Genomic DNA, 20,995 nt, shown 5'->3' with positions numbered 1-20,995 from the left:
GAGAAAGGAACCACGGATGACCCAGGTCACGCATGCGGGGAAAGGCGATCAGGACAGGTTCTCGTTAACCATCCGCACCACGGTGAAGATGCCGATCGCCCTTCCGGACGGATCGGAGGCCATTCCCACCGTCCGTTCCTTCCGGGGGCTGCCGCCCGACTGGCCCGTCGACAAGGAACCCCTCGCCCTCGTGTTCGGCGACCCCGGCCCCGTGCCGCTGGTCCGCCTGCACTCGGAGTGCCTCACGGGTGATGTCTTCGGATCGCTGCGCTGCGACTGCGGTCCGCAACTCGCCGAGTCGTTAACGATGTTCGCGGCTCAGGGCGGAATTCTTCTCTACCTCCGTCAGGAGGGCCGGGGCATAGGCCTCTACAACAAGCTGGACGCCTACGTCCTCCAGGACTCGGGCGTCGACACCTTCGAGGCCAACCGGAAGCTGAACCTGCCGGACGATGCGCGGGACTACGGGGTCGCGGCCGCGGTCCTGTCCGCCCTGGGCCACGACGAGATCCGGCTGGTGACGAACAACCCCGACAAACAACGGCAACTGTCGGAGCACGGCATCAGAGTGGCCGAGTCCGTGCCGACGGGTTGCCACGTCAACCCCTTCAACGACCACTACCTCCGGACGAAGGTGGACTTCGCGGGGCACCGGATCGCCTTCGAACCGAGGACCGCTTCGTGAACCCCTCGCTGGCCGAACGCCTGGAGGAACTGTGTCCCCGACGGGTCGTCACCACCGGACACCCCCGCTACGACGAACTGCGCGGCATGTTCAACGGCATGCACGACCGACGGCCGGCCGTGATCTGTCTGCCGGTCGACAGCCGCGAGATCGCTGCTGTCGTCCTGGCCGCGCGTGAAGCGGGTACGACCGTCACCGTCCGGGGAGGCGGACACAACGTCGCGGGATCCGGCTCCAACGACGGCGGCCTCGTGATGGACCTCAGGCTGATGCGGGGTGTGACGGTCGACCCGGTACGGGCCCTCGCCCGTGTACAGGGCGGTGCCACCTGGCACGACATCGACGCCGCCGCCGCGCGGTACGGGCTCGCCACCACGGGAGGCACGGTGGGGTCCACCGGCGTCGCCGGGCTCACCCTGGGCGGCGGGCTCGGCTATCTCACCCGCAGCCTGGGCCTGGCCTGCGACCGGGTGGAGTCCTACCGGATGGTCACGGGCGACGGACGACGACGGCAGATCGACGCCGAGCACGACGCCGAGCTGAACCGGCTGCTGCGCGGCGCGGGACACGGCCTCGGGGTCGTCGACGAGTTCACCTTCCGGCTCGCGCCCGTGCCGCGGGTGTACGGAGGCCGTTTCGCCTATCCGCTGCGGTACGCGGCCCCGGTCATGGCGGCGTTCACCGAGCTGATGGCGGACGCGCCCGCGGACATGACCTGCCTGCTGCTGCTCGAACCCTGGGGTGACCCGGCCGCCCGGTCCGTCGTCGCCAACGTCTTCTACTCCGGCGGAGACGAGGCGGTCGTACGACGGATCGAACGCACGATGGCCTGTGCGCCGCTGAGCGGCAAGGACTTCGGTCCCCGCTCCTACCTGTCCATGCAGGCCTCGCTGGGCGAGACCGACTGCGGCCTGCGGCACTACTGGTCCACGTCCTCGCTCACCGCGCTGCCCGGAGAACTGGCCGAAGGGCTCGTCGACCAGTACGCGAGCGGCGGCTGCGGAGACGGCGTCGAGGACACGGTCATCATCACACCGCTCGGCGGGGCCGTGCCCGACGCCGAGGAACCGGGTGCCATCACCTTCCGCGACGCGGCGTACACCGTGCTGGCGATGGCGATCTGGCGTGATCCGGCCCAGGACGACGCCCGGCGGGACTGGGCACGCGGCATCAGCCGGCTGACCCGTCCCTGGTCCCTCCACGGCGAGGGGCACGCCGACTACGTCAATTACGCCAGCGATCCCGTCGACCTGGACCGTCCCGGCCGGATGACCGACGACACGAGCCGGTCCCTCCAAGACGTCGGGCGACGGGTCGATCCCGACGGCGTCTTCGGACCGGCGCATCCCGCCCCGTCGGCACCCGCTCCCGCCTGAGCGCAGCTCTGCCCCACAGCGAAGGACAGCGATGACGCAACCACCCGATGCGCAGGTTTCCGTGGTGATACCGACCTACAATCGGGCCGAACTTCTCCGGCAGCAACTTCACGGGCTCGCGCGGCAGCGGTTCGCGCCGGAACGGTTCGAGGTCGTCGTCGCCGACGACGGGTCGTCGGACCACACCGCCGAGGTGGTCGAATCGTTCGCCACCAGACTGAGGATCGTCTCCTACACGCAGGAGGACCTGGGCTTCCGGGCCGCCGCCGTCCGCAACGGCGGCGCCCGGCTGGCCGGCGCCCCCCTGCTCGTCTTCCTCGACACCGGCGCCCTGGTCGGACCCGACTTCCTCGCCGAGCACGTCTCGGCACACGAACACGGCGAGGCCGTCGGCCGGCTGGTGCTGGGCTACACCTACGGCTACAACCCGTACCGGCCGTTCCCGGGGCTCACGGAGGCCATCGCCGGCAACGAACCCGAGGAGGTGGTACGTACCTACGCCGACCAGGCCGAGTTCCGGGACCTGCGCCACGACGACCTGGAGAAGGTGGGCTTCGACCTGGGGCGTCTTGCCGCCCCCTGGATGAACGTGTGGGCGCTCAACATGTCCCTGCCCGCGGCCGACTTCCACGCGGTCGGCGGCTTCGACGAGGACTTCCGTTCCTGGGGCGGGGAGGACCTGGAGTTCGGGTTCCGCGTCCACCGGCGGGGAATGCCGATCGTCCTCTCGCACCGGGCGTGGGCCCTGGAGAGCCCGCACGAACGGGACTTGGACGGCAATCGCAGCAGCAACTGCGCCAACTCCTGGACCTTGTGGGAGAAGCATCCCTCTCCGGTCATGGAGCTGTACGGGGCGATGTACTCCCGCAACCACTACGACCCGCCGCTGGAGTACGAGTACCGGCGACTGCTCGACTGGACCGAGCAGGCCCGCGACATCGACGTACGCCAGGAGGTGGCGCGTCTGGTGGCCGAACCCCTGCCGGACGGCAGCCGGCCGACCCGGGTGGTGGTCATGGGCGCGGGAGGCCTGCGGACCCTCGGCGCTTCCGGCAGCGGCGTGGCGTGCACGTTCGTCGACTTCGACGAGTGGCCGGAGGACGACGTGGCGGCGGACGGCGCGACGGCCCTGCACGCGGTCGGCCTGCGCACCGTGCTCGAACCGGGCTCCGCCGACCTCGTGGTGATCACGTCCCGGCTGCGTGGACTGTGGGAACGCTGGTCCGGCGACCTCCTCACCGAGGCCCGCCGGATCGGCGGCGCGGTGCGGGTCGCCTTCCTTGACGGGAACGGCCCACGGTGACCGGAAAGGCCACGCGGAGACCACTGGCCGACACCCCCCAGCGGAAGATCATGCTCGGTGTCCTGCTCGTGGACACGCTCGCCGCCGGGGCCTTCTACCCCCTCACCTTCCTCTACCTCACGCTCAGCACCGATCTGCCGGTCGCGCAGATCGGCCTGATCCTGACCGGGGGCGGTCTCGTCGCCCTGGTGCTGAATCCCGTGGCCGGCAGTGCGGCCGACCGCTGGGGTGCCCAGCGGACCCTCGTGCTGGCCAACGCGTGCTGCGGGCTCGGCTACCTGGGACTCGTCGACATCCACGGCTGGTTCCAGCTGGTCGCGGCGGTCGCGTTCATCTCCTTCTCGCAGCGCCTGTACTGGGTCGGCTGGCCGGTGTTCATCGCGGAACAGGTCGCCGAGGGGGAGACGCTGGACCGCTGGTTCGCGGTCGTCAACGCCTTCAAGAGCGCCGCCCTCGGCCTCGGCGCGGCGACCGCCGCCGTCGCTCTCGCCGCCGGTGACGTAGGCACGCTCCGGGCGATCCTGGTCGTCGCCGTGGCCGCCTCCTTCCTGTCGGCCGTGGTGTTCTTCCGGCTGCGCATGAACCCGCGGGACGCCGTGGGGGACGCGGACGGCCCCGGGGGCCCGGACGCGGAACCGGCGGCCGGGCCCGGAGGGTGGCGGATGGTTCTGGGAGACCGCCCGTACGTAGCGATGACCGTGGCGCACACCGCGCTGACCGTGGCGTGGCTGCTGCCCAGCGTCGTGCTGCCGGTCTACTTCGTCGACACGCTGGGCCTGCCCCCGTGGGTGCCCTCCGTGGCGTTCGCGGTGAACACGGCCATGACCGTGCTGTTCCAGACGGTCGTCTCGCGCTCCCTGGCAGGCCTGCGGCGCACCCGGGCGGTGCTCGCCGGGGCCTGTGCCTTCCTGCTCGCCTTCGCCGTGTTCGCGGGCGCGGGCAGTGGCTCCCGGGCGGTCGCGACGGGGCTCGCGCTGGTCGGCATCATGCTCTTCTCCGTCGGCGAGATGTCCGCCGGACCGCCGGCCCAGTCGCTGTCGATGGAGGCCGCGCCGGTGCCGCTGCGCGGCAGGTACTCGTCGGTCTTCCAGATGTCGTGGACCGTCTCCAGCGTCGGCGGTCCCGCCGTCGTCGGCGCGCTCCTGCAGTGGAACAGCCTGGCCCTGTGGCTCGTACTGGGCGCACTCGTCGCGCTCGGCGGACTGGGCTTCGTCGCCTGCGAGAGGGCGTTTCCCGCACGTGTCCTGTATCCCGAATCGAAGAGGAGCAACGCATGACCCCGGACGGACCGCGCATCCTTCACGTCAGCACCACCGACAAGCTGGGTGGGGTCAGTGAGGTCGTCCGCAGCGAGCTGCCCTACCTCGTCGAGTCCGGATGGCAGCCCCGATGGGTCACGGCGAACGATCTGGACGAGGCACACGAAGCCGCGTTCGTCCTGCACAACGCCCTGTACGGCGTGCCGGTGGGCGACTTCCCGCAGGACCGGGTGCGTTCGGGCGTCGAACGGTTCCTCGGCGCGAACGCCGAAGCCGTGGTGGCGGCGGCCCGGGACGCCGACGTGGTCGTCCTGCACGACCCCATGGTGCTCAACTTGGCGTCCGCGATCCGCCCCGTGACGCCGAGGATCGCCTGGCGCTGCCACGTCGGCTCCGAGCACCTGGACATGATCGACCAGGACGCCGTCTCCTTCCTCCGGCCTCAACTGGACGTCGTGGACCACCTCTTGTTCCCGCATCGCGGCCTGATCTGGCCGGGCTGGGAGGACGACGAGCGGATCCTCGTCGTCCCGCCGGGAATCGACCCGCGATCGTGGAAGAACCGGGACCTGCCGGAGGAGACCTACGCCGCGCTGTGGTCCGACGTCCACGCGGCCCGCGGCACCGCCGGGCCGACGGACATCGGCGGGGAAGACACCCATATCGTCCTGGACGATCACGGCACCGGTGGCCTGCGCGCCCCCGAGTCGCCCTTCGTGCTCCAGGTGTCCCGCTGGGACCCGCTGAAGGGACAACTCGGCGTGGTCCGGGCCTTCGCGGACCTTGCGCGGCAGGAGCCGGACGTGGAGCTCGTACTCGTCGGCCCCCACATCGACGACCGGGAGAACTACCCGGTGAACCGGAAGGTGTGGGGGGAACTCATGCGGGCCCGCGAGGAACTGGCGGGACCAGTGCGTGAACGGGTCCACGTCTGGCGGTTCGGCCCGCTGCGGCGCACCGGCGAGGACCTCGCGCTGAACGTACTGCGGCGGTACGCCCGGACGGTGGTGCAGAACAGTGTCCGGGAGAGCTTCGGACTGACCGTGGCCGAAGCGATGTGGCGGGGCGCCGTGGTCGTCGGATCCGACGTCGACGGCATCAGCGAGCAGATGGAGCACGACGTCAACGGTCTCCTCACGCCCTACACCGACGGCGGTGGACCGTGGGCGGAGACGGTCCGTAGATCGCTGACGGACGAGGCCGGCCGGCTCCGCTGGAGCAAGGCGGCGCGGGCCACGGTCGAGGAGCGTTTCCTGTCCCGCGCCGGAACGCTGCGTCAGACGGCCGCGTTCACCGGTGCTTCCCCAGGCGCCGGCCGTTGACCGGCCCACAGCCGAGAACGACAACTCCGAACTGGAAGGGCGCACAATGGGCGCGATGATGTGGTTCGACCCCACCTGTCCCTTCACCTGGCGCACCTCGCGCTGGCTGCGGTCCGAGGCGGCCGTCCGGGGCGAGAAGGTGACCTGGCGGCTGATGAGCCTCGCCGTCCTCAACGAGGACCGGGACGACGTCCCGAGCCAGTACCGCGAAGGGCACCGGCGCGGGGCGCGCGTGCTGCGCGTGCTGGCAGCGGCCGCCGAGCACGGTGGGAACGAGGTGGTGGACGCCCTCTACACCGAACTGGGAACCCGCGTGCACGACAAGGCCGGAGAGTGGGACGACGGGACCATCGGCCGGGCGGTGACCGCGGCCGGCCTGCCCCTTGGACTGGCGGACGCGGCCGACGACCCGGCGTGGGACGCGGCCGTGAGGGCGTCCCACGAGGAGGGGCAGGGCCGGGTGGGCCAGGAGTCGGGCACCCCAATCGTGGCGTTCGGTGACACCCCCGGCTTCTTCGGCCCGATCCTCACCGCCGTACCGGCGGGGGAGGAGTCCGCCCGTCTCTACGACAGCATCGCCGCCCTCTCCGCCGTCACCGCCTTCAGCGAACTGAAGCGGGCCCGGGCCTGACCGCCCGCGCCCTCTCCTGCTCACCGGCTGAAGTTTCTCCATGAATGTCACATGATTCGCTGGAAGGGGTCGGTCAACTTGCCAGGCTCACCTGTCATTCGCTGTGCCGTCATCGGCGCCGGCCACAGGACCGTGGACGACTACGTACCCGCCCTCGTCGGCCTGTCCTCACGCATCGAACTGGTCGCGGCGTGCGATGTGGATCCGGCCGCGGAAACGCGTCTGACGCAGGCACTCGCCAGGAACGGACACGCCGCCCGTCCGAGGTTCTTCTCCGATCACGCGTCCCTGCTGGACGCTGTGGACCCCGGCCTCGTCATCGTCGCCACACCGCACCACACCCACCACGAGATCACTCTGGAGCTGTGCCGCCGCGGTATCCCCGTGCTGAAGGAGAAGCCCTTCGCCCTGTCGCTGGCGGAGGCCCGGGATCTCGCTGCGGCCGTCCGGGAACACGACGGCCACCTGAGGCTCTGCGTCCAGCGGCGCCATCACCCGCTGTACCTGGGGGCGAAGGAAGCGCTGGGACGGATCGGTGCCGTCAGGCACTTCGACGCCACCTACCAGCTCAGTACCGACGCCTACCAGGCCGGTTGGCGGGCCGAGGCGAAGACCTCCGGCGGCGGGGCCATCATCGATATGGGGTACCACATCATCGATCTGCTCCACTGGTTCTTCGGAATGCCGTCACTCGTCTACGCGAGCGCGGCGCCCAAGCTGGTTCCGGACGCCGCCTACGACATCGAAGAGACCACCCTGTCGACACTGACCTATCCGAACGGTGTCACCGGGGTGCTCCGTCTCTCGCTCTGTGAGTCCAGGAAGAGCGAGTTGATACGCGTCTACGGTTCCGACGGGCACATCGAGCTCACCCGGGACCGTCTCGACCGGTTCGACCGCTCGCATCACCTGGTCGAGCGGCTGACCGGTGAACGTTCCTGGGATCCGGCGTCCGGCGTGCTGGTGAGCACGCTCGACCACCTCTCCGACCCGGACTTCACCGAACGCGAAGTGCAGGACGGTGTACGCGTCACCGCCACCATCGAGTCGCTCTACCGCTCCATTTCCCTACAGACCTCCGTACGACCGCTGCACGAGGAGACTCAGAATGCCCGCTTTGGATCTGGCCATCGACGGGGGACAGCCGGTACTGAGCCGGTCGACGGAGTATCCATGGCCGAAGCGGCGATCGGAGTGGTCTGAGCGCGTTCTGAAACAACTGGAGAGCGGCAAGCTGTCGCTGTACGACCGCTCCGGTGTGGTGGCGGAGTTCGAGGACGCCTGGTCGACCGCGCATGACCTTCCGTACAGTCTGGTGACCAACTCCGGTACCGCGGCGTTGCATTCGGCGTTCTACGGCATCGGCCTCGGCCCCGGCGACGAGGTTCTCTGCCCGTCGTACACCTTCTTCGCCACTTCCGCCTCGCTGTTCCAGCTGGGCGCGCTGCCGGTGCTGGCCGACTGCCGGCCCGACGGCTCATTCGACCCGGAGGCCGCTGCGGGGCTGGTCACCGAGCGCACGAAAGCGGTCGTCATCACGCACATGTGGGGTCTGCCGTGTGACATGGACGCTGTCGTGGCCTTCGCCGAGGAGCACGGGCTGGCACTGGTCGAGGACTGCTCCCACGCGCACGGCGCGACCTACCGGGGGCGCCCCGTCGGCACCTTCGGCGCGGCCGCGGCCTGGAGTCTGCAGACCCAGAAGCTCGTCGCCGCCGGCGAGGGCGGCGTGCTGGCCACCCGCAGCCGGGAAGTGTACGACCGGGCGCAGTTGCTGGGGCACTTCAACAAACGGGCGATGAAGGAGATGGATCCGCAGGGGCCGCTCTATCCGTACTCCGTGACCGGTCTGGGCCTGAAGTACCGGGCGCATCCCCTGGGCATCGCCTTCGCGGTGGGCCAGATCGCCGAACTGCCGTCCTGGATCAAGGGGAAGCAGGTGTTCGCGGAGGAGATCGCGGGACTCTTCGGGCGGATCGACGGGGTCATGCCGCTGACGCTGTCGACGCCGGAGCGGACCTCGGCCCACTACGCGCTGCTCTTCGACGTCGATCCCGACCGGGTTCCGGGCGGCCGGGACCGGCTGGTGGCGGCGTGCAACGCCGAGGGGCTGGACGACGCCGACATCCCGAAGGCGACGTCGCCGCTGCACACGCTGCATCTGTTCCGGCATCCGATGTCGCCGGTGACCACCTACGACCGGGCCTGTGTGCGGACGGAGTTCCCGGTGGCCGAGCGTCTCGCGGCACGCACCTTCAAGATCTCGGTGCCCTGTGCCCCGGCGGGCTTCGAGGAGGAGGACGAGCGGTACCTGTCCGCCGTACGGGCCGTCACCGACAAGGTCGCCGCCCATCTGGCGTCCGGAGCGCGGAAGGAGCCCGCATGAGTCCCGTCCCGTCGGCCGGTGACCTCGAGGACGCCGCGGCGTCCGCCCGGGTCATCGGCTCGACCAACCGCAAACGCGCCGGAGCGGTCCTGGACGCCGGGGAGATCGAGGGCGTCGTCACGGACTACGTCCACGGCCGGATTCCGGATTACCAGATGGCGGCCTGGCTCGCGACGGTCGCCTGCCGGGGGCTGTCCACGGCGGAACTGGCGGCCCTGACGCGGGCCCACACCATCGGCGGCGGCCGGCTGGACCTGAGCCGGGTGGACGGCCCGGTCGTGGACAAGCACAGCACGGGCGGCGTGGGGGACACCACCACGCTGATCGTGGTGCCGGTGGTCGCGGCGTGCGGTGTCCCGGTGGCGAAGATGACCGGCCGGTCCCTCGGCTTCACCGGGGGCACGCTCGACAAACTGGAGTCGATCAAAGGACTCCGGACCACGATCCCGATCGAGGAGATCGCGCCGATGCTCACCTCCGTCGGCATGGTCCTCACGGGCCAGAGCGCCGATCTGACACCGGGTGACGGCGCCACGTACGCGCTGCGCGACGTCACCGGCACCGTGGAGAGCATCCCGCTGATCGCGGCCAGCATCATCAGCAAGAAGTTCGCCGTACGGGCCGACGGGCTGGTCCTCGACGTCAAGACGGGCGCCGGAGCGCTGATCCAGGAAAGGGACCGCGCGACCGAGCTCGTCCGCACGATGCTCGACCTGGCCGCCGAGTTCGGGCTGAGCGCGCGGGCCGTGCTGAGCGACATGAGCCAGCCGCTCGGGCCCGCGGTGGGCAACGCGCTGGAGATCCGCCAGGCGCTGGCCGTACTCCGCGGGGAGCGCGTCCCCGGACTGTGGGACCTGTGCGCGACGGTCTGCAGGCTGATGCTGCGGAGCGTCGACGCCGCGCTCACCGACGAGCAGGCCATGGCCAGGATCGACCGGGTCCTCGACGACGGGTCGGCGTACGAGATGTTCGTGCGGTGGGCGGTCGCGCAGGGGGCGGACGCCGCCGCGCTGGAGGCGGAGCGGCTGCCGTCCGCCGGGCGGCGGATGACGGTCACGGCGCCCGGATCGGGCTGGGTCACCGGGATCGAGCCCCGCTCCGTGGGCCGTGCGAGCCTGCTGCTCGGGGCGGGGCGGCTGACGTACGACGCGCCCCTGGACCACGGCGCCGGCGTGCTGTTGCGGCGCCGGGTCGGGGACCGCGTCGACAAGGGCGATGTCCTCGCGGAGCTGTGCTACGACGGCGGTGACGTCGCCACCGCCCGGTCGCTGGTGGAGTCCGCGTTCCGGCTCGGTGACACGAGGGTCGACGCGCCGGCGACCGTGCAGCGGGTCTTCGAGCCGGGAACGGCCTGAGATGCGCGGAGGTGCCCGATGGGGCGCCGCCTGACCGGTTCCGGCCGGGCGGCGCCCCGCGCGCGGCGGGCCGGGCTGCGGCGGATCGCGGGGCTGCTGCCTGCGGCCGGACGCGGTCCGGTGGCGGCGACGGTGGCCTGCGACGTGCTGCTGGGCGTACTGCCCGTGGTGTTCGTGGTCAGCAGCAGTGTGATGGTGGGCCGGGTGCCCGCCGCACTGGAGGCGGGCACCGGCTCGGCACGGTGGTCGGGGGTGCTGACGGCGTTCGTGGTGGCGTCCGCCGCGTTCACCGCGCAGCAAGTGCTCGCCCCGGTGCAGGGGATGCTCGGTGAGCTCGTCGCCAGACGGGTGGACGGGGTGCTCTTCGACCGGATCATCGCGGCCTCGCTGCGCGGACCGGGCATCGGACCGCTGGAGGACCCCCGGCTGCTGGAGCGGCTCAGCGAGGCGCGGCGGGAGCTGGAGACCGGCGCGGACAGCCCCGGGAAGGCGTGCGCCGGCCTGCTGCATCTGCTGGCGCGGGGGGTGCAGCTGGCGGGCTGTGTGGGGGTCATCGGGTTCTGCTTCTCCTGGATCGCCGGGCTCGCGGTCTGCGTCGCCGTGCTGGCGATGCGCCACTCGCTCCGCCACGGACTGCGGGGTCACATGGCGAGCTGGGCGTCGCTCGTGGGGCGCCGGCGGGAGGAACGCTATCTGCGGGATCTGGCCACGCGCGCCGCGGCGGGCAAGGAGATCCGGATCTTCGGGTTGGCCGGCTGGCTGCGCGACCGGCACCGCGCGGTGGCCCTGGAGTGGATGGCACCGGCCTGGGCGGAGCGCCGTCGCCTGCTGCTGTGGCCCCATCTGCGGTACACCGCCTTCGGCCTGGTGGTCACGGCGACGGTGCTGGCGGCGGTCGCGGCGGCCGGAGCGGGCGGGGCCACGCTCACCGGGCTGGCGCTGGCGACGCAGGCCGTGCTGATCGGCGTCCGGCTCGGTGAGTTCTACCCCGAGTCCGACATGCAGACGATCCTCGGGACGAACGCCCATGACGCGTTGACGGCGTTCGAGGAGGGCGTGGCCAGTCACCCGGCACGGCCGGACAACCCGGAGACCCCGCAGGCGCCGCCGCTCGACCTCCGGCGGGAGATCGCCTTCTCCGGGGTCTCCTTCGGTTACCCCGGCCGGGAGCAGCGCGTCTTCGAGGGCCTCGACATGAGGATCGAAGCCGGGAAGTGCACGGCGATCGTCGGCGCCAACGGCGCCGGGAAGACCACGCTGATCAAGTTGCTCACCCGGTTGTACGAGCCCGACGAGGGCCGGATCACCGCGGACGGCACACCGCTCGGGGACTGTCCGGCGGAGGTCTGGCGGTCCCAGGTCGCGGTCGTCTTCCAGGACTTCAACCGGTACGAGACCAGCGCCTTCGACAACGTGGGCTACGGCAGCGTCCACCACAAGGACACCGCCGGGGCACGGCGGGAGATCCGTACCGCGGCGGACGAAGCCGGTATGGCGGATGTGCTGGACGCGCTGCCCGGCGGCTTCGGCACCCCGCTGGCCGGGCACCTGACCGGCGGCACCGAGTTGTCCGGCGGGCAGTGGCAGCGGGTGGCGCTGGCCCGCGCCCTGTTCCGGCTGCGGCACGGCGCCGGGGTCCTCATCCTCGACGAGCCCACAGCCAGTCTGGACGTACGTGCCGAGGCCCGGTTCTACCAGGAGTTCGTCCGCCCCGGGGTGACCACCGTGCTGATCTCCCACCGCTTCGCCACCGTGCGGCACGCCGACCACATCGTCGTCCTGTCGGGCGGCAGGGTGAGCGAGCAGGGTTCGCACGGCGAACTGATGCGCGCGGGCGGCGAGTACGCCCGGATGTTCCGGCTCCAGGCGTACCGTTTCACCGAGAAGCGCCCCCCGTCGCCCCTGCCGGGAGCACGGTGATGAGCGGCGGTCTGCCCCGGGCGTCCGCGGACCTGCTGAGGACGTGCTGGCGGCACAGCCGCGCCAGGACGCTGACAGCGCTCGGACTGATGCTGGCCGGCGGCGTCGCGATGCCCCTGGCGGGACTGGGGCTGCGCGGGCTGGTCGACGCGGCCCAGCAGGGCGCGGCGGGGCGGGCGGTGGCGCTGGGGGTGCTGGTCGCCGTACTGCTCGTCGCCGCGCTCACCTGCGGACACTTCGCGCACATCGCGTACTTCGAGCTCGCCGAGCTGAACATGCTGCACTACGGCGACGAACTGATCGTCCTCGCCAACGGGACCGCCGGCCTGGACAGCCACGAGGACCCGCGCCGCGCCGACCTGCTCGGGGTGCTGGAACGAGAGGTCGCGCAGACCCGCAACACGCTGCAGGCGCTGCTGTCCCTGGCCGGACTCGGCTGCGGGCTGCTGCTCACGGTCGTCGTGCTGGCCCTGCTGCATCCGCTGCTGCTCCTGCTCCCGCTGGCCGCCGTACCGCCGCTGCTGGCGGGGCGGCACGCCGAACGGCTCATGGACGACGCCAGGGGCACGGCCGCCGAACCGACCCGGCGCGCCCTCAACCTGGTCCGCCTGGCGACCGACGCCTCCTCCGCCAAGGAACTTCTCGCCTACCGGCTGGAGCAGGAGGCGCGTGGCAGCCACGCGGAGCTGTGGGAGCGGGCCGGTGACATCCTGTGGCGGGCGGAGCGCCGGGCCGCCGTACTGCGGGGCCTGAGCCAGCTGGTGTTCGCCGCCTGTTATGTGGGCGCGGTGCTGCTGATGCTACGTCAGGCGGTCGCCGGACGACAGTCGGTGGGCGACGTGGTGCTGGTCGTCGTGCTCGCCGCGCAGGCCAACACGCAGGTCGCGCAGACCGTGGCGCTGGTGCCCGATCTGCAGCGCCTGACCGGGGTGGACCGGCGGATGCGGGAGCTGCGGCAGGCATGCGAACCGGAACAGCCGCCGCCCGCCGCGGCCCGTGCGGCGGCGGTGCCGCGACGGCTGCGGCACGGCATCACGTTGAGCGGGCTGTCGTTCGCGTATCCGGGTGCCGCGAGGCCGTCACTGCGGGACGTGGATCTGCACCTGCCGGCCGGCTCCGTGGTCGCGGTCGTCGGCGAGAACGGGGCGGGCAAGTCGACGCTCGTCAAGCTGCTGTGCGGGCTCTACCGGCCGACCGCCGGGAGCGTTCTCGTGGACGGCGTCGATCTTCGGCGGATACCGCCCGAGAAGTGGCGGGCCCGGACCGCGGCCGCGTTCCAGGATTTCGTCCGGTACGAGTTCACGGTCCGGCAGGCCGTCGGTGTGGGCGATCTGCCCCGTGCCGGCTCGGAGGAGGCCGTGCGGACGGCTCTGACACGCGCGCGGGCGGCCGGTGTGCCCGACGCGCTGCCGGAGGGGCTGGCCACCCGTCTCGGCAGGAGCTACACCGACGGGGCGGAACTCTCCGGCGGCCAGTGGCAGAAACTGGCGCTCGGCCGCGCGTTCATGCGGGACGGGCCGCTTCTGATGGTTCTGGACGAACCGGCCTCCGCCCTCGACGCCGAGGCGGAGCACGCCCTTTTCCAGCGCTATGCGGCTCAGGCCGGAAGATCGGCGGCCGACGGCGGGATCACGCTGCTGGTTTCCCACCGTTTCTCCACCGTGGGAATGGCCGACCTCATCGTCGTGGTCAAGGGTGGCCGGATAGCGGAATCCGGAGACCACGCCACACTGCTGCGGCGCGGCGGTCTCTACGCGGAGTTGTACACGCTTCAGGCCGGCGGCTACCGATGAACTGTCCGGAACGGTTCCCTGGTGTGCACGGGGAAAATGTGGTGTGATTTCCGGGTGTCTGACGAAGAGATACTCATCAAGCGTCTCCACGAAGCGGGATACACGGCGAAAGAGGTGGAGAAAGCCACCGGCGGAGTGGTCGCAATCGCCGGACTGGTGACCCTGGAGGACGATTCCCAGGTATTCGCGAAAACACTCCTCGGGCCGGACCGGGACATTTTTCCCGTCGAAGCCGCAGGTCTGACGGAGCTCCGCGGAACCGGCGGGGCGATCACGCCGGAGGTGCTGTGCGCCTCTCCCCGGCTGCTCGTGCTGGAGAAGATGCTGCCGCGCCGCGACGACGAGCTTTTCTGGGAGCGGCTCGCCCGCACGGTCGCCGCCCTGCACACCTCCACAACCGCCGAACGGTTCGGCTGGCACCGTCCGGGCTGGCTGGGCCGGCTGCGCCAGGACAACACCTGGGACAGCGACGGCCACGCGTTCCTCGCGGAGCGGCGCATTCTGCGCTGGCTACCGGAACCCCTGGTCGAGGCGGCCTTCGACGCCGCGGAGCGGCAGGCTCTGGAACGGCTCTGCGCGGCCCTGCCCGAACTCGTGCCGGACCGGCCCCCGTGCCTGACCCACGGCGATCTGTGGCAGGAGAACATCGTCGCCACCGCTGACGGCGCGCCCGTGCTCATCGACCCCGCGGTGTCCTACAACTGGCCGGAAATCGACCTCAGCATGCTGTGGTGCTCCCCGCGCCCGCCCGCCTCGGACCGGTTCTTCGCCGTGTACGAGGAGATCACCGGGATCGACGACGGCTGGCGGGACCGGATGGACCTCTTCCATCTCAGGGAACTCCTGAGCGTCATCGCCCATGACGACGACGACTGGGGAGCCGCGGAAGCCGTACGGAGCATCATCGCCCCGTTCCGGCGGGACGGCCGCCCGGCGACGGTGTGACCGGCGTGTCACCGCCGGACTCCCCTGCCCGGAGAACCCGGCGGTACCGGGCCGCCGCCCTACTCCAGGGCCGCCTCGGCGGTACGCCGTTTCTCCCGGCGGGAGGCGTCGTACGCGCGGAACCGGTGGCGCAGCGCGGGCCCCGTGTCCTCCCAGCCGGGGTAGTCCGTGTAGTCGAGGGAGCAGTGCGCGAAGCGGAACCCGGGGTCGTCCACGTCGATCCTGCCGCCGTTCTTCCCGAGATGATCGAGGAACCGCTGCGACTCCCCGACGATCGACCGGTGCAGCAGGCGCCACTCGCCCGACGAGTAGGCCGCCACCCGCCTGGTCAGCCGGGGTCGCGCGGAGGCGGTCCACTTGAAGTGGTGGACCTGGGCGTAGATCTCCTCGACGGGAACGCCCCTGCCCGTCCAGGCGTAGTGCTGGCCCAGATCGAGTTCGACCGTGCCCCGGGCGAGAGTCACCTTGGTCGGCCGGCCGTCCAGCAGCCCGAGGGTGAGCTGGCCGGCCAGCGGATACTGGCCCCACAGTGGCTCCCCGCCGTGCGGCAGCGGGCCGGTGAGCCGGCCGTCGGCGCTGACCCGGTCGAGGAAGGCCCCTTCGACGAAGTCGAACCCGTGCTCTTCGCAGTAGGCGGCGACCTCGGCCGGTGATCTGTCGTAGACATGGAACTCGTCGAGGTCGGCGACGATCCACCAGTCGTCCGGCCAGGCGCTCATCTGCTTCCGGATGAGCGCGGCGTTGAGATCCTCGTGCCACGGGGCCACGCAGATGTCGGCGAATTCGTGTCCGGCCTCCCGCATCATTTCCACGGAAGGACCCAGCGTCGGGTCTGCGCGGCTTTCGACGTGGCGTATCACATGAAAGCTTTCGACCCCCAGTTCCCGATAATGATTCAAGGAATAGGGCAGCAGGGAAATGTCGCCGCCCACCACGGAAACGAAGCGTAAAGTCACGCCCATTACTTTCTGGGCGTCCCGGGTGTTCTGTCAAGGTGGTGCCGTACTCCGCGACGGCCCGTGCGGTGAGGAGGACGTGTGAGGCCGAATGTCCGAATGGGATGGTTTCTGGCGCATGAGGAATGGCAGCCCGAAGCGCTGATACAGCAGGGAGTGCTCGCCGAATCAGCCGGCTTCGACGCGCTCTTGGTGTCCGACCATCTCCAGCCCTGGACGGACGTCGGCGGAGCGGCCGGATTCAGCTGGGCGACGCTGGGCGCGCTGGCCGCGTCCACGCGGACGGCGACGCTGATGACGGCGGCCGTGTGCCCGCTGTTCCGGATGCATCCGGTGCTCGTGGCGCAGGCGGCGGCGACAGTCGGGCGGATCTGCGGCGGCCGGTTCGAACTGGGCGTCGGTATGGGGCAGGCGGTCAACGAGCAGCCCCTGGTGGGGTCCCTGCCGCCGTACCGCGAGCGGCTCGCGCGTACCGAGGAGGCCCTGCGGCTGATGGATTCGCTGCTGGCGGGCGCCGAGGTGGGCTCCGACGGGCCGTACTACCCCCTGTCGTCGATGAAGCTGCACAGTCCGCCCCCCGGGCCGGTCCCCGTTCTGCTGGCCGCGTCGGGGCCGAGGTCGGCCGAGGCCGCCGGGCGGTTGGCGGACGGCGTGATCACGTCGGTGAAGGACGTCGGCCATACCCGGCGTACCGTCGTCGACGTGGCCCGTAAGGCCGCGGCGGCGGCCGGCCGCCGGCCGCCGAGGGTCGTCCTCACCTGCTTCCTCGTCTTCGCCCGCAGCGACGCGGAGGCATGGGAGGCCCTGCGGCCCTGGCGCGGAATGCGCACCCCGCGCCGGCTCCAGGAGGGCAGCCCGCGCCGGCTGCGCGAGGACGCCGACGCGATGGGCCGTGAGGGCGTCCTCCAGCGGTTCCCCCGCTACGACGACGTCTCCCGGGTGGTGGAGTTGTGCCAGGGGATCATCGACGGGATCTCCCCCGACGTACTGGCCCTGCAGGTGGCGGCCGTCGATGGTGCCGAAGCGCTGAAGAGGCTGAGCGAGGTGCCCACCCGGCTGCGGGGGTGACGCGGCTACCGGTCCAGGGTGGCGAGCAGGGCCTTCTCCGTCCGTTCGGCCATCCTCTGGAGCGTGAAGTGCGTCAGAACCTGCTCGCGAGCCAGCTCGCCCGTGCGGCGGCGCAGCGACTCGTCGGAGAGCAGCTCGAACAGCGCGTCGGCGAGGTGGGAGGGATCCGGGGACGGCACGAGGAAGGCCGATCGCCGGTCCCGCACCAGTTCGTCGATGCCCGGGAAGTCGCAGGTGAGCAGGGGCCGTCCGGAACTCATGGCCTCAAGCATGACCAGGCTCAGCCCTTCCCCGGTGCTGGGCTGGGCGACGACGTCGGCCAGGGCCAGCACGTCGGGCATCCGGTGGAACGTCACCTCACTGTCGATGCGCACCGCCTCACCGATCCCGAGCCGGTCGATCTCCTCTCGCAGCTTCCCCGGATAGTCGCCCGAGGAGGAACTGACGGCGCCCGCGATCAGCAGCCGGGTGCGGGGCAGCCGGGTGTGCACCGGCGAGAACGCCCGGATGAGCTCCAGGATCCCCTTGCGCGGCTTGAGCTGCGCGGCGCAGACGACGACGAGGTCGTCCGGGCCGTATCCGTAGCGCCGGCGGATCCGGTCCGTGTCCCGGTCCGGGCGGAATCTCTCCGTGTCCACCCCGTGCGGGATCAGCCGGGTGACTGCGGCCGATCCGTGCCGGCGGGCGCGGTCGGCGTAGTTCTCCGCGCAGGCCAGCACGAGCGAGGGGCGCAGGATCTCGTGGACGACCCGCAGCCGGGCACTGCCCAGGGGCTGCGCCTCCGGCTCGTGTTCATGGAAGGTCGCCACCCACGGTATGTCCCGGTCCACCGCGATCCACTTGCCGGCCAGGGCGGCGTCGAGGGTGTTGGTGAAGACCAGGTCCGGCCCGAACTCCTCGGAACTGGAGGCCAGTTCCGGTGCCAGCGAGAAAGCCATCTGCTCCCACAACACCTTGCTGGCGTCCGCGAGCAGTTCCCGGTACCCGGTGAGCCGGTGGACCGTCACCCCACGTGGATCCCCCTCGACCGCCCGGCCGGCCGGGTCCTCCCGCGGCGCGTCGGTCACCAGCATGATGTCGTGCCCCCGGCCGGCGAGCCCTTCCGCGATCACATGCGCGTACGTCTCCGCACCTCCGATGGTGGGGTGAAAGCTGGAGGCGATCATCAACACTCTCATGTCACTCCGTTACCGCCGACATCATCCCGCGCCGATCCATGCCCCCTTCCCCATGGCCTTACGCGGAGTCGCCGGGCCCTTTTCGATCAGCCGGTTCACATATTCGGAACACCGCGTCCACGCACACGTGGTACTGATGTACGGGCCGCCGAGCGGCCTTGCTCCGCCATGCCCTTCCCGTACGAAGGCGAGGTCACTACCGATGATCAGCGACGCGCTTCCGGCCGGACCTCCGGCCGACGCGACCCTCACCGAGTGCCAGGAGCTGACCGGGGCGTTCCGCCGGCGTGTGAACATGCCGGTCACCGCGGACGTCGCCCTGCTCGACGCATCCGCCGAGCTGGGGGAGCTGGCCGGCGCCTACCTGAAGAACTGCGGGTACGCGCCCTCGGCCACCAGCGCCCCGCCCTCGGACCAGGTGCGGTCGGAGTTCGGCGACGTCCTGTTCGCGTTGTTCGGCTTCGCGGACGCGGCCGGGCTGGACGCGGGCGCCGAGTTCGCCGCGACGCTCGACCGGTACGAGGCGCGGTTCTCCGGCAGGACGGCCGAGCGGCATGGGTGACTATCACGTCCATCTCCATCCGCACACGCCCCGCCCGGACAGCCCGCCGCCGGGCGTGTATCCGAAGGGGCACGTCGACGCGTATGTGGAGCGGGCCCTGTCGCGCGGCGCGACCGAGGTGGGCTTCACCGAGCACATGCACCGTTTCGTGGACCTGGAACCCGTCGCTGCGGGGTTCTGGGACACCGGTGAGTCGGCCGATCTCTCCGAGCGGTCCCGCCGGTACTACTACGACGAGCTGAATCTCCGTCTGGACCGCTACACCGAGGCCGTCCTGGGCGCCCGGGACCGGGGGCTTCCGGTGCTGCTCGGGCTCGAGGTCGACTTCCTGCCCGGCCGGATGGAGAAGATCCTCGACATCCTCGCCTCGTACCCGTTCGACTATCTCATCGGGTCCGTGCACTGGATCGGCTCCTGGGCCGTGGACCACGACGGGATGACGGACGAGTTCGAGCGCCGCGGGGTGCGGCGTTCGTACGAGGACTACTTCCGGCTCGTCGCGGACCTCGCCGAATCCGGCATCGTCCAGGTGCTGGCCCACCCCGACGTGGTGAAGAAGTTCGGTCACCGCTGCGAGGAGGAGCCCGTCGACCTGTACCGCCGCGTGGTCGACGCCGCACGGCGTGGCGGCGTGGCGTTCGAGGTGTCCAGTGCGGGTCTTCGGTACGAGGCGGGGGAACCGTATCCGGCGCCGACCCTGTTGCGGATGTGCCACGAGGCCGGCGTGCCGATCACCCTGGCCAGCGACGCCCACTACCCGGACCAGGCAGCGGACCGGTTCCGCACGCTCGTCCGCTACGCACGCGCCGCCGGACACCGCAGCCGACTGAAGTTCGGCACCGGGGCCGAGCCGGAACTCGTGCCCCTGCCCGACCCGGACGACGACGGCGCCTGGCCGCCATCGGACGGTTCGTGAGCCGTCAGACGGCCAGACCCACCCGAACGGCGTCGCGCACCACCGGCGTCAGGACCGCGGCGGCCTTGGCGAACAGCGGGCGCGGTACGCGGTTGCGCACCGCGCCCAGCGCCATGGTGCCCAGCGCGCGGCGCCCCACCCGGGTCTCCATGCCTTCCCCCGCCGGGGACGCCCCGGCAGCGGCGGCACAGACGCCGAGGCCGAACGCGGCGAGCCACAGCTCGGACAGCAGGTGCTCGCCGATCAGCCGCCGCGCGTGTCCCATGTCGCGTTCCCGGCGCAGGGCGTCGCCGGCGAGCCGCAGGACGTGGTCCTCGCCGAAGCCGAGATCCGCGAGCGCCGCCAGAGCCGGCACCTTGCGCCAGCCCTCCTCCGTCGTCGGGTCGCGGAAACGGAAGTAGGCGCCGGGCTCGCCCCACCAGGCCAACACGGGAACCGCGTCGATGCCCGTGACCGACCGCCGTGGGTCGACCCCGGACAAGGAGGTGACGCCCGCGGTCCAGCAGGTGGCGCAGCGCATGCCGTGACGGCTGTTGCCGGTCAGGCTGGTGGCGTCCCGGTGCTCGACCACGTTGGGCACGGCGACCTGCGGGGTCAGGCCGGCCGAACGGAGGTAACGGCGCAGCGTGACATCGTCGGGCTCGTCCCCGCCGAGCGCCTCCTCGAACCAGGCGCTGACGTCCTTCGCGAGGGCCACCGGCATCACGACGGCCTGTGTCGGCACGTAGTCGTCGACGACCTCGGCCCAGCCCGCCCCGCAGAGCGCCGCGACGCGCGCCACGGAGGCGGTCCAAGAGCCCCACTCGACGAAGAGGGAGGACACACCCTCGGGGCGGTACTCGATCAACTCGCCCACGAGATCGAGAAAGTTGCCGGTCAGCCGGACATCGTCCTGCAGCACCAGATGATGGGTCGCCCAGGGCGCCGCCGCGGCCCACGCCCCGCGGGCGGACCGCAGTGAGCCACGCTCGCCCAGCGGCCCGCTGTCGCAGACGACACGGATGTCGAGGTGCGGGTGGGCGTCCCGCAGTCGCTCGGCCATGCCCAGCCGCAGCTCGTGGGTCATGACCGCGATGGATAACCGCCAGTTCCGCTCGGGCAACTGTCCAGCCTTTCAGGAGCGAACGACACCGCACGACCTCCTGATTGTCGCGGCTCGAACCGTTCCGGTGAAGACATGGCCGTGCAGACCGAGCCGGCATGCACAACGGCGCTCTCCGCCGGTGACGACGACGCCCATCACGACCATCGCATGCCGATGGTGGAGAGTTGCTCGATCCGCTGTGGGGACAGCGTTGCGGTCCGGCTGCGTTGGTTGTTGATCCATGCCCCGAGCCGGA

At 71.0% G+C, this 20,995-nt stretch carries 19 protein-coding genes; 15 read left to right on the top strand and 4 right to left on the bottom strand.

Annotation, left to right across the window (positions count from 1 at the left end):
* The first annotated feature begins 88 nt into the window (after window positions 1-88).
* The 12 genes from ribA (at window position 89) to ACFW6P_RS23485 (ending at window position 14,975) form a co-directional block, all read left to right on the top strand.
* Window positions 89-685 (top strand): GTP cyclohydrolase II, encoded by a 597-nt coding sequence (gene ribA, locus ACFW6P_RS23540; RefSeq protein ID WP_386357285.1) that lies wholly within the window; start codon window positions 89-91, stop codon window positions 683-685.
* The gene (locus ACFW6P_RS23535; protein WP_386424650.1) at window positions 682-2,061 is read left to right on the top strand and encodes an FAD-binding oxidoreductase; all 1,380 of its coding nucleotides are present in this window, start codon (window positions 682-684) and stop codon (window positions 2,059-2,061) included. The genes ribA and ACFW6P_RS23535 overlap by 4 nt, the downstream gene beginning before the upstream one ends.
* A 64-nt stretch (window positions 2,062-2,125) precedes the next feature.
* Window positions 2,126-3,364 (top strand): glycosyltransferase, encoded by a 1,239-nt coding sequence (locus ACFW6P_RS23530; RefSeq protein WP_386424648.1) that lies wholly within the window; start codon window positions 2,126-2,128, stop codon window positions 3,362-3,364.
* On the top strand, window positions 3,361-4,641 hold the full coding sequence (locus ACFW6P_RS23525) for an MFS transporter (RefSeq protein WP_386357277.1): 1,281 nt from the start codon (window positions 3,361-3,363) through the stop codon (window positions 4,639-4,641). Before ACFW6P_RS23530 ends, ACFW6P_RS23525 begins: the two co-directional genes overlap by 4 nt.
* On the top strand, window positions 4,638-5,945 hold the full coding sequence (locus ACFW6P_RS23520; RefSeq protein WP_386424645.1) for a glycosyltransferase: 1,308 nt from the start codon (window positions 4,638-4,640) through the stop codon (window positions 5,943-5,945). Before ACFW6P_RS23525 ends, ACFW6P_RS23520 begins: the two co-directional genes overlap by 4 nt.
* 55 nt (window positions 5,946-6,000) lie before the next feature.
* Entirely contained in the window at window positions 6,001-6,576 is a 576-nt protein-coding gene (locus ACFW6P_RS23515; protein ID WP_310869145.1) for a disulfide bond formation protein DsbA, read from the top strand.
* A 51-nt stretch (window positions 6,577-6,627) separates the two neighbouring features.
* Complete coding sequence (locus tag ACFW6P_RS23510; protein WP_386424642.1) at window positions 6,628-7,779, top strand: Gfo/Idh/MocA family protein; 1,152 nt, start codon at window positions 6,628-6,630, stop codon at window positions 7,777-7,779.
* Window positions 7,685-8,962 carry a DegT/DnrJ/EryC1/StrS family aminotransferase gene (locus ACFW6P_RS23505; RefSeq protein WP_386424640.1) on the top strand — a complete coding sequence of 426 codons (1,278 nt, stop codon included), beginning with the start codon at window positions 7,685-7,687 and terminating at the stop codon, window positions 8,960-8,962. The genes ACFW6P_RS23510 and ACFW6P_RS23505 overlap by 95 nt, the downstream gene beginning before the upstream one ends.
* Window positions 8,959-10,317 (top strand): thymidine phosphorylase, encoded by a 1,359-nt coding sequence (locus ACFW6P_RS23500; RefSeq protein WP_386424637.1) that lies wholly within the window; start codon window positions 8,959-8,961, stop codon window positions 10,315-10,317. The genes ACFW6P_RS23505 and ACFW6P_RS23500 overlap by 4 nt, the downstream gene beginning before the upstream one ends.
* Window positions 10,318-10,335: 18 nt before the next feature.
* Complete coding sequence (locus ACFW6P_RS23495) at window positions 10,336-12,237, top strand: ABC transporter ATP-binding protein (RefSeq protein WP_386424635.1); 1,902 nt, start codon at window positions 10,336-10,338, stop codon at window positions 12,235-12,237.
* A complete protein-coding gene (locus ACFW6P_RS23490; RefSeq protein ID WP_386424633.1) occupies window positions 12,237-14,030 on the top strand; it encodes an ABC transporter ATP-binding protein in 1,794 nt (597 codons plus the stop codon). The genes ACFW6P_RS23495 and ACFW6P_RS23490 overlap by 1 nt, the downstream gene beginning before the upstream one ends.
* Before the next feature lie 54 nt (window positions 14,031-14,084).
* Complete coding sequence (locus ACFW6P_RS23485; protein WP_386424630.1) at window positions 14,085-14,975, top strand: fructosamine kinase family protein; 891 nt, start codon at window positions 14,085-14,087, stop codon at window positions 14,973-14,975.
* A 59-nt stretch (window positions 14,976-15,034) separates the two neighbouring features.
* On the opposite strand, the gene ACFW6P_RS23480 is transcribed toward ACFW6P_RS23485, so the two are convergent.
* Window positions 15,035-15,937: a glycosyltransferase family 2 protein gene (locus tag ACFW6P_RS23480; RefSeq protein ID WP_386424628.1), complete on the bottom strand. Its 903-nt coding sequence runs from the start codon at window positions 15,935-15,937 to the stop codon at window positions 15,035-15,037.
* Window positions 15,938-16,030: 93 nt separating this feature from the next.
* Between ACFW6P_RS23480 and ACFW6P_RS23475 the strand changes: the two genes are divergently transcribed.
* Window positions 16,031-16,999, top strand: coding sequence for an LLM class flavin-dependent oxidoreductase (locus tag ACFW6P_RS23475; protein WP_386424625.1), 969 nt, complete (start codon window positions 16,031-16,033; stop codon window positions 16,997-16,999).
* 5 nt (window positions 17,000-17,004) lie between these two features.
* Here ACFW6P_RS23475 and ACFW6P_RS23470 read toward each other — a convergent pair whose 3' ends face one another.
* Window positions 17,005-18,177 carry a glycosyltransferase family 4 protein gene (locus ACFW6P_RS23470; RefSeq protein ID WP_386424622.1) on the bottom strand — a complete coding sequence of 391 codons (1,173 nt, stop codon included), beginning with the start codon at window positions 18,175-18,177 and terminating at the stop codon, window positions 17,005-17,007.
* 202 nt (window positions 18,178-18,379) lie between these two features.
* On the opposite strand from ACFW6P_RS23470, the gene ACFW6P_RS23465 reads away from it, so the two are divergent.
* Both ACFW6P_RS23465 and ACFW6P_RS23460 read left to right on the top strand, forming a co-directional pair.
* On the top strand, window positions 18,380-18,739 hold the full coding sequence (locus tag ACFW6P_RS23465) for a hypothetical protein (RefSeq protein WP_386424619.1): 360 nt from the start codon (window positions 18,380-18,382) through the stop codon (window positions 18,737-18,739).
* On the top strand, window positions 18,732-19,655 hold the full coding sequence (locus ACFW6P_RS23460) for a histidinol-phosphatase (RefSeq protein WP_386424616.1): 924 nt from the start codon (window positions 18,732-18,734) through the stop codon (window positions 19,653-19,655). Before ACFW6P_RS23465 ends, ACFW6P_RS23460 begins: the two co-directional genes overlap by 8 nt.
* 4 nt (window positions 19,656-19,659) lie before the next feature.
* Here the strand turns inward: ACFW6P_RS23460 and ACFW6P_RS23455 are convergent, their stop codons facing one another.
* Window positions 19,660-20,721 (bottom strand): hypothetical protein, encoded by a 1,062-nt coding sequence (locus tag ACFW6P_RS23455; protein WP_386424613.1) that lies wholly within the window; start codon window positions 20,719-20,721, stop codon window positions 19,660-19,662.
* Between the two features lie 173 nt (window positions 20,722-20,894).
* Window positions 20,895-20,995: helicase associated domain-containing protein (locus ACFW6P_RS23450; protein ID WP_386424682.1), on the bottom strand; the 101-nt coding region annotated here is incomplete at its 5' end.

Source organism: Streptomyces sp. NPDC058741, from assembly GCF_042746715.1.
Classification (GTDB): Bacteria; Actinomycetota; Actinomycetes; order Streptomycetales; family Streptomycetaceae; genus Streptomyces.
The sequence above is the reverse complement of the archived record's forward strand: the minus strand, read 5'-3'. Positions and strand labels throughout refer to the sequence as shown.

Excerpts from the sequence above, each read along its gene's own strand:
- ACFW6P_RS23495 (WP_386424635.1), top strand. The coding sequence starts at position 10,336 with ATGGGGCGCCGCCTGACCGGTTCCGGCCGGGCGGCGCCCCGCGCGCGG.
- ACFW6P_RS23460 (WP_386424616.1), top strand. The coding sequence starts at position 18,732 with ATGGGTGACTATCACGTCCATCTCCATCCGCACACGCCCCGCCCGGAC.
- ACFW6P_RS23500 (WP_386424637.1), top strand. The coding sequence starts at position 8,959 with ATGAGTCCCGTCCCGTCGGCCGGTGACCTCGAGGACGCCGCGGCGTCC.
- ACFW6P_RS23455 (WP_386424613.1), bottom strand. The coding sequence starts at position 20,721 with ATGACCCACGAGCTGCGGCTGGGCATGGCCGAGCGACTGCGGGACGCC.
- ACFW6P_RS23480 (WP_386424628.1), bottom strand. The coding sequence starts at position 15,937 with ATGGGCGTGACTTTACGCTTCGTTTCCGTGGTGGGCGGCGACATTTCC.
- ACFW6P_RS23510 (WP_386424642.1), top strand. The coding sequence starts at position 6,628 with ATGATTCGCTGGAAGGGGTCGGTCAACTTGCCAGGCTCACCTGTCATT.
- ACFW6P_RS23490 (WP_386424633.1), top strand. The coding sequence starts at position 12,237 with ATGAGCGGCGGTCTGCCCCGGGCGTCCGCGGACCTGCTGAGGACGTGC.
- ribA (WP_386357285.1), top strand. The coding sequence starts at position 89 with ATGCCGATCGCCCTTCCGGACGGATCGGAGGCCATTCCCACCGTCCGT.
- ACFW6P_RS23470 (WP_386424622.1), bottom strand. The coding sequence starts at position 18,177 with ATGAGAGTGTTGATGATCGCCTCCAGCTTTCACCCCACCATCGGAGGT.
- ACFW6P_RS23520 (WP_386424645.1), top strand. The coding sequence starts at position 4,638 with ATGACCCCGGACGGACCGCGCATCCTTCACGTCAGCACCACCGACAAG.
- ACFW6P_RS23465 (WP_386424619.1), top strand. The coding sequence starts at position 18,380 with ATGATCAGCGACGCGCTTCCGGCCGGACCTCCGGCCGACGCGACCCTC.
- ACFW6P_RS23475 (WP_386424625.1), top strand. The coding sequence starts at position 16,031 with ATGGGATGGTTTCTGGCGCATGAGGAATGGCAGCCCGAAGCGCTGATA.
- ACFW6P_RS23515 (WP_310869145.1), top strand. The coding sequence starts at position 6,001 with ATGATGTGGTTCGACCCCACCTGTCCCTTCACCTGGCGCACCTCGCGC.
- ACFW6P_RS23505 (WP_386424640.1), top strand. The coding sequence starts at position 7,685 with ATGCCCGCTTTGGATCTGGCCATCGACGGGGGACAGCCGGTACTGAGC.